Raw genomic sequence first — 16,186 nt, 5'->3', positions numbered from 1 at the left:
CTTGTCCCCTTTCAGATCGGGCAATTCAGCGATCAGGCTATCTGTAGACGTCGCCTCGGTGGCCTATGGTGACGACCAGAATGACGAGCCGCCTGTCCTGCACATCGCAGATAACGCGATAGTCTCCAACCCGGTATCTCCAGAAAGTCGCCAGAGGCCCTTTCAGTGGCTTGCCTAACTCACGCGGATTGTCGAGCACAGCAAGGCGGTTTTCGATGAAATCGCGGATGCGATTGCGGGTTTGCGGATCCAGTTTTTCGACAGATTTGCGAGCCGAGCGAGCGTACTCAAGCGTCCAGGCCACGCCAGAAATCCTCGCTCTTCACGACATCTTCCTCACCTCGCCTGATCCGCTCAAGCACCTCGGCGGCGAGATAGTAGTCCTCAACGTCTTCGAGCCCACGTTCAATGAGTTCGCGCAGATAGTAGGCTTTGCTGCGGCCGGTCTTGGCGGCGAGAAAGTCCAACCGTTCTTCGATTTCAGGCGCCAGGCGGATGGATGTCGGCACGAGGACCTCCCTGTGAATACATGTATTCATGTAGCGCTATGGCGCCAAAAATTCAAGCGAGGAGGAACGGCTTCAGCCTAGCGCCGCCAGTGCCGTCTCGACCTCGGCCGGCGTGCCGATGGCGGCGGTGGCGATATCGCGGTTGATGCGCCGCGCCAGGCCCGACAGCACCTTGCCGGCGCCGACTTCGTAGAGCGTCGCGACACCATTGGCGCCGAACCATTCCACCGTCTCGCGCCAGCGCACACGGCCGGTGACCTGCTCGACCAGCCGGCGAGCGATCTCGTCCGGATTGCTTGTGGGCGTGACGGTGACGTTGGACACGACGGGCACGACCGGAGCGGTTTTCTTCACGCCGGCGAGCGCCTCGCGCATGATCTCGGCCGCCGGCGCCATCAGCGCCGAATGGAAGGGGGCGGAGACCTGAAGCATCAGCGCCCGCTTGGCGCCCTTTTCGGTGCAGAGCTTGGCCGCGAGTTCGACGGCCGCCTTAGCGCCGGAGATGACCAGCTGGCCGCCGCCATTGTCGTTGGCGACCTGGCAGACGGAGCCTTGTGCCGCTTCTGCGCAGGCGGCTTCGACATCGGCCTGTTCCAGCCCGATGATCGCCGCCATGGCGCCTTCGCCCGCCGGCACCGCCGCTTGCATGGCGTTGCCGCGGATGCGCAGCAGCCGCGCGGCATCGGCGACCGAGACGAAGCCTGCGGCGGCAAGGGCTGAATATTCGCCGAGCGAGTGGCCGGCGACGTAAGCCACCTTGTCCTTCAGCGAAAAGCCGCGCGTTTCCAGCGCTTTGAGCGCAGCAAGCGACACCGCCATCAGTGCCGGCTGCGCGTTGGCCGTCAGTGTCAGCGTCTCTTCCGGCCCTTCCCAGATCAGCTTCGAAAGCTTTTCGCCCAGTGCCTCGTCGACTTCCTCGAAGACGCGGCGCGCCTCGGGAAACGCATCGGCGAGGTCCTTGCCCATGCCGACGGACTGGCTGCCCTGTCCTGGAAAGGTGAATGCGACGGCCATTTTTTAAGTCTCCAGCGGCTTGCTTTTCCTGCCTCTGACGCAAGGCGGACGGCCAAGTCAAGCCCGAGGGCGCCCGCCCGGCGGCTGTTTCCGCCCGAAAAACCGGCCCGAATCCCTGTTCCGAAAGGCTTTTTGACGATCACACCTGATGAAAACCGCTCACGAATCGTTTGCTGGCTCTTCTTATTTCCGCCGCAGGCGCTAGCTTTGCGTGACATTTCGATGACAGTAGCGTGACGCGAGTGGAAGACGCGTGGCGCGAGTTCAAAGGCGCGCGGCCGGGGCCGGGGGAAGTAACGTGGCAATGATCAGGAAGGGCGCGGCCAGACCCGTGCCGCAGTTTCTGGAAGACGATCCGTCCACCGGCTACCTGCCGGGGCGAACTTGGCCGACCGCACGCTATGGCCTGGCAACCCTTCTCGTCTCCGCGCTGCTTGTCTTTGCCATCGAATGGATCGTGCGCGGCAACTTCTTCGGCACGGTCGACTTTTTCCTGCAGCCCTTCAAGCCGGGCTGGACCACCATCGTCGTCTTCGCGCTGGTGCTGATCGGGTTGGACGCCATACTCGGCCGCAGCCATCAGAGCCTGATGATCGTTGCGCCGCTGACGCTGGCGCTGGCCTTCGTCGGTCACCAGAAATCGCGCTATCTCGGCGACCCGCTCTATCCGACCGATTTCCTCTATGCCCGCCAGATCATGGCGCTGATGCCGCTTCTGGTGCGCGAGCGCCCCTGGACGGCGGCGCTGCTTGCGGTGGCGATCGTCACCGGCCTCGCGCTGCTCGTCTGTGGCTGGCGGCACTGGCGCCGGCGCGTGCCGATTCTCAGCCGCAAGGGACGGCTGGCGCGGCTGACGCTGGCCGTGCCGCTGCTCGCCTTCTTCGTCTCGATCATGGACTACGCCACCTTCTCGTGGACGCGCGACAGGCTGCAGATCATCCCGATCATGTGGGACCAGAAGGAGAATTACGCCTCCAACGGCTTCGCGCTGGCCTTCGCGATGAACGTGCCGATGGCGCATGTCCCGGCCCCGCCCGGCTATTCCGAGAAGACGATGGACGCCATCGCGCGCCCCAACGTCGCCGCCTCGGTGCCCGAGGAGAAGCCGGACATCATCGTGGTGATGAGCGAATCCTTCTGGGATCCGACCAAGCTTCCCGGCGTCAGCATCAAGCCCGATCCGATCCCTACGGTGCGCGCGCTGCGCTCGGGCTCGATGTTTTCACCGGAATTCGGCGGCATGACCGCCAATATCGAATTCGAGGCGCTGACCGGCTTCTCCAACGCCTTCCTGCCGGCGGGCTCGATCCCCTACCAGCAATATGTGCGCACGCCGACGCCGTCGCTGGCGACTTTCCTGAAGAGCGAGGGCTACCGGGCGCGCGCCATCCATCCCGGCACCAATTGGTTCTGGAACCGGGGTGCCGTCTATGCCGATTTCGGCTTCAGCGACTTCCGCTCGGAAGAGACGCTGCCGCCGATGGAAAAGCGCGGGCCGCTGGCCTCCGACGCGGCGATGACCGACGAGATCATCCGCGAGGCCGATGCCAGCGAGGACCCGGTGTTCCTGTTCGCGGTCAGCCTGCAGAACCACGGGCCATACGAGCCCTATCGCTATTACAATCCGACCCACACGGTCGACGCGCCGATCAGCAGCTGGGCGCGGGAATCGCTGCTCTCCTACGCCGAAGGCTCGGCGGATGCCGATCGCGGTCTGCAGCGGTTGATCGAGTGGGCGAAGAAGCGTGAGCGGCCGACCATCATCGCCTTCTTCGGCGACCATCTGCCGCCGCTCGGGCCCGTCTATGTCGAGACCGGCTTCCTCAAGGACAATGTTGCGCCGCGCAAGGAGCCGACGCCGGAGGCCGCACTGGAACACCACGACACGCCGCTGATCATCTGGTCGAACCGCTCCGGTCCGGTCGAGAAGCTGGGCGCGGTGAGCCCAGCCTTCCTGCCCTACCATATCCTCACCACGGCCGGGATTACCCACCCCTATTACACCGGTTTCCTCGGCGCGCTGCGCGAGCGTTACCGGGTGGTCGACCGCAACCTTCTGCTGTCGCCGTCCGGCGAGGCGACGCCCGACTGGGCCAGGCAGAAGAAGATCGATCCGGCGATCAACGATTTCCGGCTGATCCAGTACGACATGATGTTCGGCAAGCGCCATACCGCGTCCGACTTCTTCCCCGAGACGGTGGTCCCGCTCGTCGCGCATATGAGCTGAGCGGATCGCGTTCCGATAAAATTGGTCGACTCGTCGCGAACGGGTCGATCAATTCCCGCGAGCGCCACAGATTTTTGGCCCTACGGCACCGTGGGACTGCCGATCCTACCTCCCGCCCTTGCCTTCCTCACGAATTGCTGTATAGACGCCGGCAATCTGCCGGTCCTTGCTGGGGGCTGAACGGAGGGCCGTGGCTTTTCGAAGGCCACGTCATGAAGCCAGAAGCGCTTTTGGCCTCCCGTGTCTCCGCTCTCGACCGTCTCGCGATGCTCCTTTCTTCCCCGCTCTTCAAGACCGGGTCGGACAAGTTGCAGAGGCTTTGCCGCGAGGGCCGGTGAGAGAAACGAAGAAAGGCAGAAAAACATAATGGCTCTCTACGAACATGTGTTTCTCGCCCGGCAGGACCTGTCGCAGCAGCAGGTCGATGCGCTTGTCGAACAGTACAAGGGCGTCATCACCGCCAATGGCGGATCGGTCGGCCGGATCGAGAACTGGGGACTGAAGTCCCTCACCTACCGGGTCAAGAAGAACCGGAAGGCTTACTACACGCTGATGGACATCACTTGCCCGCCGGCCGCGCTCAACGAAATGGAGCGCCAGATGGGCCTGTCGGAAGACGTGCTGCGCTTCCTCACCATCAAGGTTGAGGCGCATGAGGAAGGCCCCTCGGCGATGATGCAGAAGCGCGAGGAGCGCTCCGAGCGCGGCGGCTTCGGCGATCGCGACCGCGGCGACCGTGGCCCGCGTTCGTTCGGCGACCGCGACCGCGGTGACCGTGGCCCGCGTTCGTTCGGCGACCGTGACGGCGGCGACCGTGGTCCGCGCCGTCCGCGCGAAAACGTTGAAGGGGGTGCAGAATAATGGTCGACATCAACCAGATCCCGACCCGGCGTCCGTTCCACCGCCGCCGCAAGACCTGCCCGTTCTCCGGCGCCAACGCTCCGAAGATCGACTACAAGGACGTTCGTCTCTTGCAGCGCTACATCTCCGAGCGCGGCAAGATCGTGCCGTCGCGCATCACCGCGGTCAGCCAGAAGAAGCAGCGCGAGCTCGCCAAGGCGATCAAGCGCGCCCGCTTCCTCGGCCTGCTGCCCTACGTGGTTCGCTAATACTTCGAGCGGGCGGTTCGCCGCCCGCTTCCACCCCGCGGCGACGGGCGCCGCAAACGGGCTATTTCAAAATCCCGAGTTGAGGCCATAAACCTCTAACTGCCAGGCAGGCAGGACAGCGACACCGGCGGCGACGCCCCTTTTGCTTCCTGACCTGTTCCAAAAGAATCCGACGCCATCCCGGATGGCGCCAAACTGAAGGAACGAAACCATGGAAGTCATTCTCCTCGAGCGCATTTCCCGCCTCGGCCAGATGGGTGATACCGTCAAGGTCAGGGACGGCTTTGCCCGCAACTTCCTGCTCCCGCAGGGCAAGGCGCTGCGCGCCAACGAAGCCAACAAGAAGAAGTTCGAGGGCCAGCGCGCCCAGCTCGAAGCCCGCAACCTCGAGCGCAAGTCGGAGGCCAGCCAGGTCGCCGAGAAGCTCGACGGCAAGAGCTTCATCGTCGTGCGCTCGGCCGGCGAGACCGGCCAGCTCTACGGCTCGGTGTCGACCCGCGACATCGCCGAACTCCTGACCGCCGAAGGCTTCACCGTCAGCCGCAACCAGATCGAGCTCAACCAGCCGATCAAGACCATCGGCCTCTCCAATGTGGCGATCGCGCTGCATCCGGAGGTCGAGGTTACCGTGACGCTCAACGTCGCCCGCTCGGCCGAAGAGGCGGAGCGCCAGGCCAAGGGCGAGACGCTGACGACGGCCGAAGCCATCTATGGCGAAGACATCAACGACAATGCCCGGCCGGAGAACTTCTTCGACCCGAATGCCGAGTTCGAGGGCGGCGAAGACAACGCCTGACCGACACGCGCCGGAGCGCTGCTCCGGCTCCGCTGGCCTCCAGAATTTCTGGACTAATGCCCGGGTCACACGACCCGGGCATTTTTGTGCCAAACGGAACTTTTCGAACCCCCATATCTTGTTGCAGATTACGGCGTGGCGCGTCGATTGGACGCGGGCGATGCGCTGTGGCAGTTTCGATTTGGCGTTTCCGGCGGGTCGCCGGGATGGTTCGTCTGAGGGGACAGTTGGTCATGAACATCCTGTTGAAACACGTTCTCGAGCGCCTGGTGCGGGCCGGCAGCCTCAAGGTCACCGGTCCGGAAGGCTCGACGCATGTGTTCGGCGACGGCAGCGACGAGCCGGTGCACATCCACATCAAGACCTCGCATGCCGAGCGCGCCATCAGCTTCGATCCGATGCTGGCCGTTCCGGAAGCCTATATGGACGGCGAGCTGGACATCCCCGAAGGCGGCGTGCTCGGGCTTATGCGCATCGCCTTCCAGAACATGGGCAGCGGCGGCATCGATGTGACCTGGTCGAAGGCGATCGAGGGCCTGCGCCACGCCTTCCGCCGCCTGCAGCAGATCAATACGGCGTCCAGATCGCGCCGCAACGTGCAGCGCCACTACGACCTTTCGGGCGAGCTCTACAAGCTCTTCCTCGACGAGGATATGCAGTATTCCTGCGCCTATTTCGAGCAGCCCGACATGACGCTGGAAGAAGCGCAGCTCGCCAAGAAGCGCCACATCGCCGCCAAGCTCAGATTGAAGGCAGGCCAGTCGGTGCTCGACATCGGCTCCGGCTGGGGCGGGCTCGGCCTTTATCTGGCCAAGGCCTTTGACGTCCACGTGCAGGGCGTGACGCTGTCGACCGAGCAGCATGGCGTCTCGACCGACCGCGCGCATGCGCTGGGCCTGCAAGACCGCGTGCATTTCGACCTCAAGGACTATCGCGCGCTCAACGAACGCTTCGACCGCATCGTTTCGGTCGGCATGTTCGAGCATGTCGGTGTCAACCACTACCGCACCTTCTTCGACAAGGCGGCGACGCTGCTCAAGCCCGACGGTGTCATGCTGCTGCACACCATCGGCCGTTCCGGCGTGCCGTGGGCAACCAGCGCCTTCGTTCGCAAATACATCTTCCCGGGCGGCTACATTCCGGCGATGTCGGAGGTGATGCCGGCGATCGAGAAGTCCGGCCTGGTCGTCACCGACATCGAGATCTTGCGCCTGCATTACGCCGACACGCTCAAGCATTGGGGCCAGCGCTTCGCCGCCAACCGCGACAAGGCCAAGGCGATCTATGACGAGCGCTTCTGCCGCATGTGGGAGTTCTATCTTGCCGCCTCGGAAGCCGCCTTCCGCTGGCAGGACCTGGTGATCTTCCAGTTCCAGATCGCCAAGAAGAACGACACGCTGCCGATGACGCGCGACTACATGGCCAAATGCGAGAAGGCGCTGGAGCTGCGCGACCTCGGCCACAAGGAGCCGGCGCCGGTGCCCGCCAAGCCCGCCCGGCGGCGCAGGGCGGTGGAGTAGGGCGATCGACAACGATTAAAGGGCGGCAGCGACGAGTGCCGCATTCCTTCGCGCCTCTCTGTCCGGCCGGACAGAGAGGGCGCTGTCCCGCGAGGTTGGCCGCTCTTGCCACCCCTGCCCCATCTTGTGACAAGTCCCGGCAAACGATACCGGTTCTGCCATGACCTATCCCGTCTACATCGCAGCAGCACTTGCCGAGATCGCCGGCTGCTTTTCGTTCTGGGCCTGGTGGCGGCTGGCGAAGTCGCCGCTCTGGCTCATTCCCGGCCTCGCCTCGCTCGCATTGTTCGGCTTCCTGCTGGCGCTGGTCGACACGAATGCCGCCGGGCGCGCCTATGCGGCCTATGGCGGCATCTACATCGCTGCCTCGCTTGCCTGGCTGTGGCTGGTGGAAGGCGTGCGGCCCGACCGCTGGGATATTGCCGGCGCAGCACTCTGCATCTTGGGCGCGTCGGTCATCCTGCTCGCACCCCGGGGAGCCTGAAGTGGAACTGCCCGCCCCGCTCCGGCAAGGCGTCGACAGCCTGCTCGATGGGGTGCCGATGCCGGCACTGAAACAGGCGGCGAAGGCGCTTTCCGACCGCTATCGCGCCGAGCTGCGTGACGGCCGCCTGCATTTGGGGGACGACATGGCGGCGAAGGCCTACCTGGCGACCAGGCTGCCCGCCACTTATGCCGCCGTCCGTGCCAGCATCGATGCGCTGACAGACACCTGCCCCGACTTCCAGCCGAAGAGCCTGCTCGATATCGGCGCCGGGCCTGGTACGATGCTTTGGGCCACGGCTGACGCTTGGCCGGAACTCGAACGGGCGGTTCTGGTCGAGGCGAGTGCAGCGGTGCGCAAGATCGGCCAGTCGCTGGCCGCCGGCCCGATCGCCGCCCGCACGGATTGGGTCGCCGGCGACGCCACCATCGACCTCGACGGCCTTGAGCCCGCCGACCTCGTCAGCGCGGCCTATGTGCTGGACGAAATCGCGCCGGCCTCGCTGCCGAAGCTCATCGACCGGCTGTGGCGGTTGAGTGGCGACACGCTGCTGATCGTCGAGCCCGGCACGCCGACCGGATGGCAGCGTATCCTCGCCGCCCGCAAGCAGCTCATCGGCGCCGGCGCGCATGTCCCGGCGCCCTGTCCGCACGAAGCCCCCTGCCCGCTCGTTGCGCCCGACTGGTGCCATTTCTCGCGCCGTGTCGCTCGCTCGCGCCTGCATCGCCTCGCCAAGGACGCCGATGTGCCGTGGGAGGACGAGAAGTTCATCTACCTCGCCGCCTCGCGGCAGCCGGCGCCGGCGCGCGCCTCACGCGTCATCGCGCCGCCGAAGGCGGGCTCCGGCAAGGTGGTGCTCAAACTTTGCCAGCCGGACGGCAGCGCCGCCGAGCGCTTGTTCAGCAAGCGCGACGGCGAGGTTTTCAGGGCGGCTCGGCGGGCCGACTGGGGCGATTCCGTATAGCGGCTTGGCCAGCCGACAACTTGAATTTGTTCTTTATTTGTTCTATTCGTCTCAACGAATCACAATCAAGTCAAACGGATTCGGAGCACGGGAATTTTGTCCTGTGGACGGCCCGCCACTCCTGTGAACATTGGGCATCAAAGTTGGTTGGGCCGAAGAGTGTTGCAGATAAGTCAGCACGGATTTGTCCAGTTCTGATATCGAGAGGCCGGGATCGGAATCGGGGACAGCATGGCAGAAGCAGCGCGCAAACTCGGCGTGGCGGAGCAACCGCTCTATCGCGAGGCACCGAACAATATCGAGGCCGAGCAGGCGCTGCTTGGCGCCATATTGGTCAACAACGACGCCTTCTATCGCGTTTCCGATTTCCTCAAGCCCGCGCATTTCTACGAGCCTCTGCACCGCCGGATCTTCGAGGTCGCGTCCGAGCTCATTCGCATGGGCAAGATCGCGACGCCGATCACGCTGAAGACCTTCCTGCCGGCGGAAGAGAAGGTCGGCGACATGACGGTGGCGCAATATGTCGTGCGCCTTGCCGTCGAAGCCGTCACCGTCGTCAACGCCACCGACTACGGCCGCGCCATATACGACCTCGCCACGCGCCGCGCGCTGATCACCGTCGGCGAGGACATGGTCAACATCGCCTATGACGCGCCCGTCGACATGTCGCCCTCCGACCAGATCGAGGATGCCGAGCGGCGCCTGTTCGAGCTGGCCGAGACCGGCCGCTACGACGGCGGCTTCGAGAGCTTCAACGATGCGGTCAAGACCGCCGTCGACATGGCCAACGCCGCCTTCATGCGCGACGGCCATCTGTCGGGCATCTCAACCGGCCTGCGCGACCTCGACCGCCGTATGGGCGGCCTGCAACCATCCGACCTGATCGTGCTCGCCGGGCGCCCTGGCATGGGCAAGACATCTTTGGCCACCAACATCGCCTTCAACATCGCCGAGGCCTACGTGCCGGCGCAGCAGGCCGACGGCACCTTCAAGGCGGCCAATGGCGGCGTCGTCGGCTTCTTCTCGCTGGAAATGTCGTCGGAGCAGCTCGCCACCCGCATCATCTCCGAGCAGACTGAGATTTCGTCATCGAAAATTCGCCGCGGCGAGATCACCGAGATGGATTTCGAGAAGCTGGTCGCCTGCTCGCAGACCATGCAGAAGATCCCGCTGTTCATCGACCAGACCGGCGGCATCTCGATCGCGCAGCTCTCCGCCCGCGCACGGCGGCTGAAGCGCCAGCGCGGCCTCGACCTCATCGTCATCGACTATATCCAGCTGATGCAGGGATCGAGCGCGCGCGCCTCGCAGAACCGCGTGCAGGAAATCACCGAGATCACCACGGGCTTGAAGGCGCTGGCCAAGGAGCTCGGCGTGCCGATCATCGCGCTGTCGCAGCTGTCGCGTCAGGTCGAAAGCCGCGACGACAAGCGCCCGCAACTCTCGGACCTGCGCGAATCCGGATCGATCGAGCAGGACGCCGACGTGGTGCTGTTCGTCTACCGTGAGGAATACTACCTCAAGAACCGTGAACCCAAGCTCGGCACCGACGAGTACATCAAATGGGAAAACGAGATGAACGAGGCGCGCGGCAAGGCCGAAGTGATCGTCGCCAAACAGCGCCACGGACCGACGGGCACCGTCAGCCTCGCCTTCCACGGCGAATTCACGCGGTTCTCGGATCTGGCGGAAGAGCATCATCTGCCGGAAAGGTTTGAGTAGCTCTTGGCCGACGTTAGCGCTCCGTCACACCCCCCTCTGGCCTGCCGGCCATCTCCCCCGCAAGGGGGGAGATTGACCGTCACTACGACCTTCGCCAATCGCCGACGTTGCAACAAGAGCTCCGGCGGCCAAGCTGCCGATCTCCCCCCTTGCGGGGGAGATGTCCGGCAGGACAGAGGGGGGTGGGCGGGAACGCCAGCCTCCGAAAATTTGCGATTGGCGCAACGCTAATGGCCAAACCCCGCGTTCAGTTCATCTGCCAGAATTGCGGCTCGGTGCATCAGCGTTGGGCAGGCAAATGCGATGCGTGCGGCGAGTGGAACACGCTGGTCGAGGAAGGCACGGCGGGCGGCATCGGCTCGGGGCCGGCGAACACGCGCAGTGCGCGCAAGGGCCGCGCGGTGGTGCTAACCAGCCTCGCCGGCGACATTGAGGACGCGCCGCGCATCGTTTCGGGCATCGGCGAGCTCGACCGCGCCACCGGCGGCGGCTTCGTGCGCGGCTCGGCGCTTCTGGTCGGCGGCGATCCCGGCATCGGCAAGTCGACGCTGCTGACGCAAGCCGCGGCAGCCCTTGCCTCGAAAGGCCACCGCATCGTCTATGTCTCGGGCGAGGAAGCGGTGGCGCAGATCCGGCTGCGCGCGCAGCGCCTCGGCGTCGCCTCCACGCCCGTAGAGCTCGCTGCCGAGACCAATGTCGAGGACATCCTCGCCACGATCGCCGACGGCAAGCGGCCGGACCTCGTGATCCTCGATTCCATCCAGACGCTGTGGACCGACCTTGCCGATTCGGCACCGGGCACCGTCACCCAGGTGCGCGCCGCCGCCCAGGCGATGATCCGCTACGCGAAGTCCACAGGGGCCGCGATCGTGCTCGTCGGCCATGTCACCAAGGAAGGCCAGATCGCCGGCCCGCGCGTGGTCGAGCACATGGTCGACGGCGTGCTCTATTTCGAGGGCGAAGGCAATCATCACTTCCGCATCCTGCGCACGGTGAAGAACCGTTTTGGACCGACCGACGAGATCGGCGTCTTCGAGATGTCGGACAAGGGCCTGCGCGAGGTCTCCAATCCGTCCGAGCTGTTCCTCGGCGAGCGGCACGCGAAATCGCCGGGCGCGGCGGTCTTCGCCGGCATGGAAGGGACGCGGCCGGTTCTGGTCGAGATCCAGGCGCTGGTGGCGCCTTCCTCGCTCGGCACGCCGCGCCGTGCCGTCGTCGGCTGGGACGGCGCGCGGCTCTCCATGGTGCTCGCGGTGCTGGAAGCCCATTGCGGCGTCCGCTTCGGCCAGCACGATGTCTATCTCAACGTAGCCGGCGGCTACCGCATCTCGGAGCCGGCGGCCGATCTCGCCGTCGCCGCGGCACTTGTTTCGTCGCTCACCGGTCTTGCCCTTCCCGCCGATTGCGTCTATTTCGGCGAAATCAGCCTTTCGGGCGCGGTGAGGCCGGTTGCGCATGCGCAGCAGCGCCTCAAAGAGGCCGAAAAGCTGGGTTTCGGAAGCGCGGTGCTGCCGCTCGGCAGCGAGGAAGTCGTTGGCGGTAATGGGGCCGGGGGAATCGCGGCCGGCGCTTTCCAGCCCACCGAGCTTGCCGACCTCGTGGCGCGCATAGCCGGCTCACGACGCAGCCGCGCCGACGAACAGGAGTGATGCGGCTCATGATGTGGGGCGAAAGACATGCCGATTACGCTGCTTGATGGAATTCTCGTCGGCTTCACCCTGGTTTCAGCCATGCTTGCCATGGTGCGCGGCTTTTCCCGCGAGGTGCTGTCGGTGGTTTCCTGGGCGGCGGCGGCGGCAGCGGCCTTCTTCTTCTACAAGCCGGTGCTGCCCTACGTTCAGCCCTATGTCGACAACGACAAGATCGCCATGGCGGCCTCGGCCGGCGTCGTCTTCGTCGTCGCGCTGATCGTCGTTTCGGTCATCACCATGAAGCTCGCCGACTGGATCATCGATTCGCGCATCGGCGCGCTCGACCGCACGCTCGGCTTCCTCTACGGCGCTGCGCGCGGCATCCTGGTCGTGGCGGTAGCGCTTCTGTTCTTCAACTGGCTGGCCGGCGCCAAGGCCCCTGCCTGGATCGCCAACGCCAAGTCGCGGCCGCTGCTCGAGACGATCGGCGCCAAGATCGAAAGCGTGCTGCCGGAGAACACCGAAGAACTGGTCAACAAATACACGCATAAGGGCGCGCCCCAGGCTGGCGCGCCGGCGACGACCGACCAGCCCGCCGCCGAGCCGCCGGCGACCGGCGAAGACAACGCGACGCCGCCCGACGACAGCGACGGCGAAGCGCCGGCCGACAACGAGCCGACGCCGGCCCCTGCCCCGGCTCCCGCCACTCCGGCGCCGGCAAACTGAAATTCAGGCCAGCACCAGCGCTGGCCTGAGCATTTTGTGAATGCGGCATCGCGTGCGTTGCGTTCGACGAGCGATCGCCCTATATGGCGGCTTTAGCGGAGCTTGAGTACCAAATGGCAGACTCAACGGCAGACGCAGGCAAAGTCCTTTCCGCCGAGGCCGATGACCATTTCCACGACGAATGCGGCGTGTTCGGCATTTTCGGCCGGCAGGACGCTGCGGCTATCGTCACACTCGGGCTTCATGCCCTGCAGCATCGCGGCCAGGAGGCTGCCGGCATCGTCTCCTATGACGGCACGCAGTTTCACGTCGAGCGCCATGTCGGCCTGATCGGCGACACCTTCACCAAACAGCGTGTCATCGACAGTCTGCAGGGCAACCGCGCCATCGGCCATACCCGCTACGCCACCACCGGCGGCGCCGGCCTGCGCAACGTCCAGCCCTTCTTTGCCGAGCTTGCCGAAGGCGGCCTGGCGGTCGCCCATAACGGCAACCTCACCAATGCGCTCACCGTGCAGCGCGCGCTGCAGAAGCAGGGCTCGATCTTTTCCTCCACCTCCGACACCGAAACACTTTTGCACCTGGTCGCGACCAGCAAGGAGCGGGATCTGAATTCGCGCTTCATCGACGCGATACGCCAGGTCGAGGGCGCATTCTCGCTGGTGGCGATGACGGCCAAGAAGATGATCGGCTGCCGCGACCCGCTCGGCATCCGCCCGCTGGTGCTGGGTGACCTCGACGGCGCCTGGATCCTCGCTTCCGAAACCTGCGCGCTCGACATCATCGGCGCCCGCTTTGTGCGCGACATCAAGCCCGGCGAGATGGTGGTCATCACCTCCAAGGGCATCGAAAGCCTGTTCCCGTTCGAGCCGCAGAAGACGCGCTTCTGCATCTTCGAATATGTCTATTTCGCGCGGCCGGATTCCTCCGTCGAAGGCCGCAACGTCTATGAGGTGCGCAAGCGCATCGGCGCGGAGCTGGCGCAGGAAAACCCGGTCGAGGCCGACATCGTGGTCCCGGTGCCGGATTCCGGCACCCCGGCCGCGATCGGCTTCAGCCAAGCCGCGGGCATTCCCTTCGAGCTCGGCATCATCCGCAACCATTATGTCGGCCGCACCTTCATCCAGCCCGGCGATTCCATCCGCCATATGGGCGTCAAGCTCAAGCACAACGCCAACCGCCGCATGATCGAGGGCAAGCGCGTGGTGCTGGTCGACGATTCCATCGTGCGCGGCACCACCAGCCAGAAGATCGTGCAAATGGTGCGCGACGCCGGCGCCAAGGAAGTGCATATGCGCATCGCCTCGCCGCCGACCAGCGCGTCCTGCTTCTACGGCGTCGACACGCCGGAGAAGTCGAAGCTCTTGGCATCGCGCATGTCGGTCGAGGAGATGGCCGAATTCATCCGCGTCGATTCGCTCGGGTTTCTCTCGATCGACGGGCTCTACCGCGCCGTCGGCGAGGCGCGCCGCGACAACGACCAGCCACAGTTCTGCGACGCCTGCTTCACCGGCCAGTACCCGACCCGCCTGCTCGACTTCGAAGGCCACGACAACGTGCGCACGCTGTCGTTGCTGGCGAGCGGCGGGTCGTAAGCCGGACCATCTCACGGAACCTCTTGCATGACCCTCGACCTTTCCGGCCGCGTGGCGGTCGTCACCGGCGCTTCGCGCGGCATCGGCTACTTCATCGCCAGGGAGCTTGCAGCCGCCGGCGCGCATGTGATTGCGGTCGCCCGCACCGTGGGCGGGCTGGAAGAGCTAGACGATCAGATCAAGGCCGATGGCGGCCATGCGACGCTGGTGCCGCTCGACCTCACCGACATGGCCGGCATCGACCGGCTGGGCGGTGCGATCCACGAGCGCTGGGGCAAGCTCGACATCCTCGTGGCCAATGCCGCCATCCTCGGCGCCATCTCGCCGATCGGCCATGTCGAGGCCAAAACCTTCGAGAAGGTGATGACCCTCAACGTCACCTCGACCTGGCGGCTGATCCGCTCAGTCGACCCGCTGCTTCGGCTTTCCGACGCCGGTCGCGCGATCATCATGTCCTCCAACGCCGCCCATTCGGCGCGCGCCTTCTGGGCGCCTTACGCCGCTTCCAAAGCGGCGGTCGAGGCGTTGATGCGCTCCTGGGCGCATGAGACCGAGAGCCTGCCGCTGAGGGTCAACGCCGCCGACCCGGGCGCCACCCGCACGGCGATGCGCGCCCAGGCCATGCCCGGCGAGGATCCGGAGACGCTGCCGCACCCCTCCGAGGTCGCCAAGCGCATCGTGCCGCTGGCAAGCCCGGCGCTGAAGGAAACCGGGCTGATCTTCCAGGCCAAGCATAATCGTTTCGTCGCCTACCGGCAGCCGGAATAAACCTGACATCAATACGGATCGAATCTGCCTTCGGCGCTGAAGGGCACCGGCGGCGCGACCGACTGGGCGCGTCCGACGAAAGTCCGATCACGGGTCTGTGAACGGCGCGGCGGAAGCGTGTTCCGCCGCCCTGCTTTCGCCATCTGCGGGGAGTTGCTAGGATCGTTGCGACTCCGACATTAAGCAAAGTGAGGACATTTCCATGGCAGCTGCTCCCAGCGTGGCGTTGGTCTGGTATCTGGTGATCGCCGGCCCGCAAGGCGGTATGGTGGTGCTGCCCAGCACCTTCGATACCCGCGAACAGTGCTCCAACGCCATCACCGAATATCAGAAGCAACCGACGCCGCAGGGCTGGGCCGTGCAGTGCGTGCCGAGCGCCTCGCCCTTCACCGACGAGGGGGATGCTGAGACGCCATCAGCGCAGTAGCGCAGGGCACTGCTACAGCCAATCTCCCCCCAGGGGGAGATTGGCGCTTCAGCGTTGCGCGCTAACAATCAACGTCGGCCTGCTGTTGATCGTCTGGAACACCACGCAGTAGCGCTCGGTGAGCTTCAGGAGCGAATCGATGCGCTCCTGCGGCTCGTCGGTGTCGAGATTGAACTTCAGCCGGATCTCACGGAAGCCGACCGGCGCCTCCCGGGCGACGCCGAGCGTGCCGCGAAAATCGAGATCGCCCTCGGCCTCGACGGTGGCATGGCCCAGCTTGAATTCCAGCGCCGTCGCCACCGCCTTCAGCGTCACGCCGGCGCAGGCGACCAGCGCCTCGAGCAGCATGTCGCCTGAACAAAGCTCCAGTCCCGAACCGCCTGTGGCCGGATGGAGCCCTGCCACCGCAAGCGCCCTGCCCGTCTCCACCTTGCAGGCGATCGACTGGTCGTCGATCGTCCCGCGCGCTCTCAGCGTGATCAGTGCCTGCGTGGCGTCCTCGCGATAGGCTTCCTTCAGCGGCGTCTGCATGGCCTTGAGTGCGTTGGCATCCATTCTTCTTTCCTTTCGATGGCCTTTTCCCGGTTGATAGCATTGTCTGGGGATGCATGGGCAGACCCAGGCTACGCCGGGCGCGAAGGGAACGGAGCGCCAGCCGCCTTTGGCGCAAAGCGTGAGTGCCTGTCGGATCGGG

At 65.1% G+C, this 16,186-nt stretch carries 17 protein-coding genes; 13 read left to right on the top strand and 4 right to left on the bottom strand.

Annotation, left to right across the window (positions count from 1 at the left end):
• Positions 1-37 precede the first annotated feature (37 nt).
• The 3 genes from RFN28_RS26500 to fabD form a co-directional block, all read right to left on the bottom strand.
• The gene (locus tag RFN28_RS26500; protein WP_320290132.1) at positions 38-304 is read right to left on the bottom strand and encodes a type II toxin-antitoxin system RelE family toxin; all 267 of its coding nucleotides are present in this window, start codon (positions 302-304) and stop codon (positions 38-40) included.
• Complete coding sequence (gene relB, locus RFN28_RS26495) at positions 288-509, bottom strand: type II toxin-antitoxin system RelB family antitoxin (RefSeq protein ID WP_127864915.1); 222 nt, start codon at positions 507-509, stop codon at positions 288-290. Before relB ends, RFN28_RS26500 begins: the two co-directional genes overlap by 17 nt.
• 72 nt (positions 510-581) lie before the next feature.
• Positions 582-1,523 carry an ACP S-malonyltransferase gene (fabD, locus tag RFN28_RS26490; protein ID WP_320290131.1) on the bottom strand — a complete coding sequence of 314 codons (942 nt, stop codon included), beginning with the start codon at positions 1,521-1,523 and terminating at the stop codon, positions 582-584.
• Between the two features lie 304 nt (positions 1,524-1,827).
• On the opposite strand from fabD, the gene RFN28_RS26485 reads away from it, so the two are divergent.
• From RFN28_RS26485 to RFN28_RS26425, 13 genes are all read left to right on the top strand, one after another.
• On the top strand, positions 1,828-3,750 hold the full coding sequence (locus RFN28_RS26485) for an LTA synthase family protein (protein ID WP_320290164.1): 1,923 nt from the start codon (positions 1,828-1,830) through the stop codon (positions 3,748-3,750).
• Positions 3,751-4,116: 366 nt separating this feature from the next.
• Positions 4,117-4,611: a 30S ribosomal protein S6 gene (gene rpsF, locus RFN28_RS26480; protein ID WP_320290130.1), complete on the top strand. Its 495-nt coding sequence runs from the start codon at positions 4,117-4,119 to the stop codon at positions 4,609-4,611.
• Positions 4,611-4,859 (top strand): 30S ribosomal protein S18, encoded by a 249-nt coding sequence (gene rpsR, locus RFN28_RS26475; protein WP_006203718.1) that lies wholly within the window; start codon positions 4,611-4,613, stop codon positions 4,857-4,859. Before rpsF ends, rpsR begins: the two co-directional genes overlap by 1 nt.
• A 211-nt stretch (positions 4,860-5,070) precedes the next feature.
• Positions 5,071-5,655 (top strand): 50S ribosomal protein L9, encoded by a 585-nt coding sequence (gene rplI / locus RFN28_RS26470; RefSeq protein WP_040972105.1) that lies wholly within the window; start codon positions 5,071-5,073, stop codon positions 5,653-5,655.
• 233 nt (positions 5,656-5,888) lie between these two features.
• A complete protein-coding gene (locus RFN28_RS26465) occupies positions 5,889-7,175 on the top strand; it encodes a cyclopropane fatty acid synthase (protein ID WP_320290129.1) in 1,287 nt (428 codons plus the stop codon).
• A 160-nt stretch (positions 7,176-7,335) separates the two neighbouring features.
• A complete protein-coding gene (locus RFN28_RS26460) occupies positions 7,336-7,659 on the top strand; it encodes a YnfA family protein (protein ID WP_320290128.1) in 324 nt (107 codons plus the stop codon).
• A gap of 1 nt (position 7,660) precedes the next feature.
• The gene (locus tag RFN28_RS26455) at positions 7,661-8,623 is read left to right on the top strand and encodes a small ribosomal subunit Rsm22 family protein (RefSeq protein WP_320290127.1); all 963 of its coding nucleotides are present in this window, start codon (positions 7,661-7,663) and stop codon (positions 8,621-8,623) included.
• A gap of 231 nt (positions 8,624-8,854) precedes the next feature.
• Positions 8,855-10,345, top strand: coding sequence for a replicative DNA helicase (locus RFN28_RS26450; protein WP_320290126.1), 1,491 nt, complete (start codon positions 8,855-8,857; stop codon positions 10,343-10,345).
• 230 nt (positions 10,346-10,575) lie between these two features.
• Positions 10,576-11,994 carry a DNA repair protein RadA gene (radA, locus tag RFN28_RS26445; protein WP_320290125.1) on the top strand — a complete coding sequence of 473 codons (1,419 nt, stop codon included), beginning with the start codon at positions 10,576-10,578 and terminating at the stop codon, positions 11,992-11,994.
• Positions 11,995-12,021: 27 nt separating this feature from the next.
• A complete protein-coding gene (locus RFN28_RS26440; RefSeq protein WP_320290124.1) occupies positions 12,022-12,702 on the top strand; it encodes a CvpA family protein in 681 nt (226 codons plus the stop codon).
• Positions 12,703-12,815: 113 nt separating this feature from the next.
• Positions 12,816-14,297 (top strand): amidophosphoribosyltransferase, encoded by a 1,482-nt coding sequence (gene purF, locus RFN28_RS26435; protein ID WP_320290123.1) that lies wholly within the window; start codon positions 12,816-12,818, stop codon positions 14,295-14,297.
• Between the two features lie 27 nt (positions 14,298-14,324).
• The gene (locus RFN28_RS26430; protein ID WP_320290122.1) at positions 14,325-15,065 is read left to right on the top strand and encodes an SDR family NAD(P)-dependent oxidoreductase; all 741 of its coding nucleotides are present in this window, start codon (positions 14,325-14,327) and stop codon (positions 15,063-15,065) included.
• A 202-nt stretch (positions 15,066-15,267) separates the two neighbouring features.
• A complete protein-coding gene (locus RFN28_RS26425) occupies positions 15,268-15,492 on the top strand; it encodes a hypothetical protein (RefSeq protein WP_320290121.1) in 225 nt (74 codons plus the stop codon).
• Positions 15,493-15,540: 48 nt separating this feature from the next.
• Here the strand turns inward: RFN28_RS26425 and RFN28_RS26420 are convergent, their stop codons facing one another.
• On the bottom strand, positions 15,541-16,047 hold the full coding sequence (locus RFN28_RS26420; RefSeq protein ID WP_320290120.1) for an OsmC family protein: 507 nt from the start codon (positions 16,045-16,047) through the stop codon (positions 15,541-15,543).
• Between the last annotated feature and the right edge of the window lie 139 nt (positions 16,048-16,186).

The sequence above is a fragment of the Mesorhizobium album genome, assembly GCF_033977205.1.
GTDB classification, from domain to species: Bacteria; Pseudomonadota; Alphaproteobacteria; order Rhizobiales; family Rhizobiaceae; genus Mesorhizobium; species Mesorhizobium album.
This window is presented reverse-complemented; position numbering and strand designations above follow the sequence as displayed.

What these genes read in the sequence shown, in the direction of transcription:
- RFN28_RS26425 (WP_320290121.1), top strand. Translation starts at nt 15,268, where the DNA reads ATGGCAGCTGCTCCCAGCGTGGCGTTGGTCTGGTATCTGGTGATCGCC.
- RFN28_RS26430 (WP_320290122.1), top strand. Translation starts at nt 14,325, where the DNA reads ATGACCCTCGACCTTTCCGGCCGCGTGGCGGTCGTCACCGGCGCTTCG.
- RFN28_RS26465 (WP_320290129.1), top strand. Translation starts at nt 5,889, where the DNA reads ATGAACATCCTGTTGAAACACGTTCTCGAGCGCCTGGTGCGGGCCGGC.
- RFN28_RS26440 (WP_320290124.1), top strand. Translation starts at nt 12,022, where the DNA reads ATGCCGATTACGCTGCTTGATGGAATTCTCGTCGGCTTCACCCTGGTT.
- rplI (WP_040972105.1), top strand. Translation starts at nt 5,071, where the DNA reads ATGGAAGTCATTCTCCTCGAGCGCATTTCCCGCCTCGGCCAGATGGGT.
- RFN28_RS26450 (WP_320290126.1), top strand. Translation starts at nt 8,855, where the DNA reads ATGGCAGAAGCAGCGCGCAAACTCGGCGTGGCGGAGCAACCGCTCTAT.
- RFN28_RS26485 (WP_320290164.1), top strand. Translation starts at nt 1,828, where the DNA reads ATGATCAGGAAGGGCGCGGCCAGACCCGTGCCGCAGTTTCTGGAAGAC.
- fabD (WP_320290131.1), bottom strand. Translation starts at nt 1,523, where the DNA reads ATGGCCGTCGCATTCACCTTTCCAGGACAGGGCAGCCAGTCCGTCGGC.
- RFN28_RS26460 (WP_320290128.1), top strand. Translation starts at nt 7,336, where the DNA reads ATGACCTATCCCGTCTACATCGCAGCAGCACTTGCCGAGATCGCCGGC.
- rpsF (WP_320290130.1), top strand. Translation starts at nt 4,117, where the DNA reads ATGGCTCTCTACGAACATGTGTTTCTCGCCCGGCAGGACCTGTCGCAG.
- purF (WP_320290123.1), top strand. Translation starts at nt 12,816, where the DNA reads ATGGCAGACTCAACGGCAGACGCAGGCAAAGTCCTTTCCGCCGAGGCC.
- rpsR (WP_006203718.1), top strand. Translation starts at nt 4,611, where the DNA reads ATGGTCGACATCAACCAGATCCCGACCCGGCGTCCGTTCCACCGCCGC.
- radA (WP_320290125.1), top strand. Translation starts at nt 10,576, where the DNA reads ATGGCCAAACCCCGCGTTCAGTTCATCTGCCAGAATTGCGGCTCGGTG.
- RFN28_RS26420 (WP_320290120.1), bottom strand. Translation starts at nt 16,047, where the DNA reads ATGGATGCCAACGCACTCAAGGCCATGCAGACGCCGCTGAAGGAAGCC.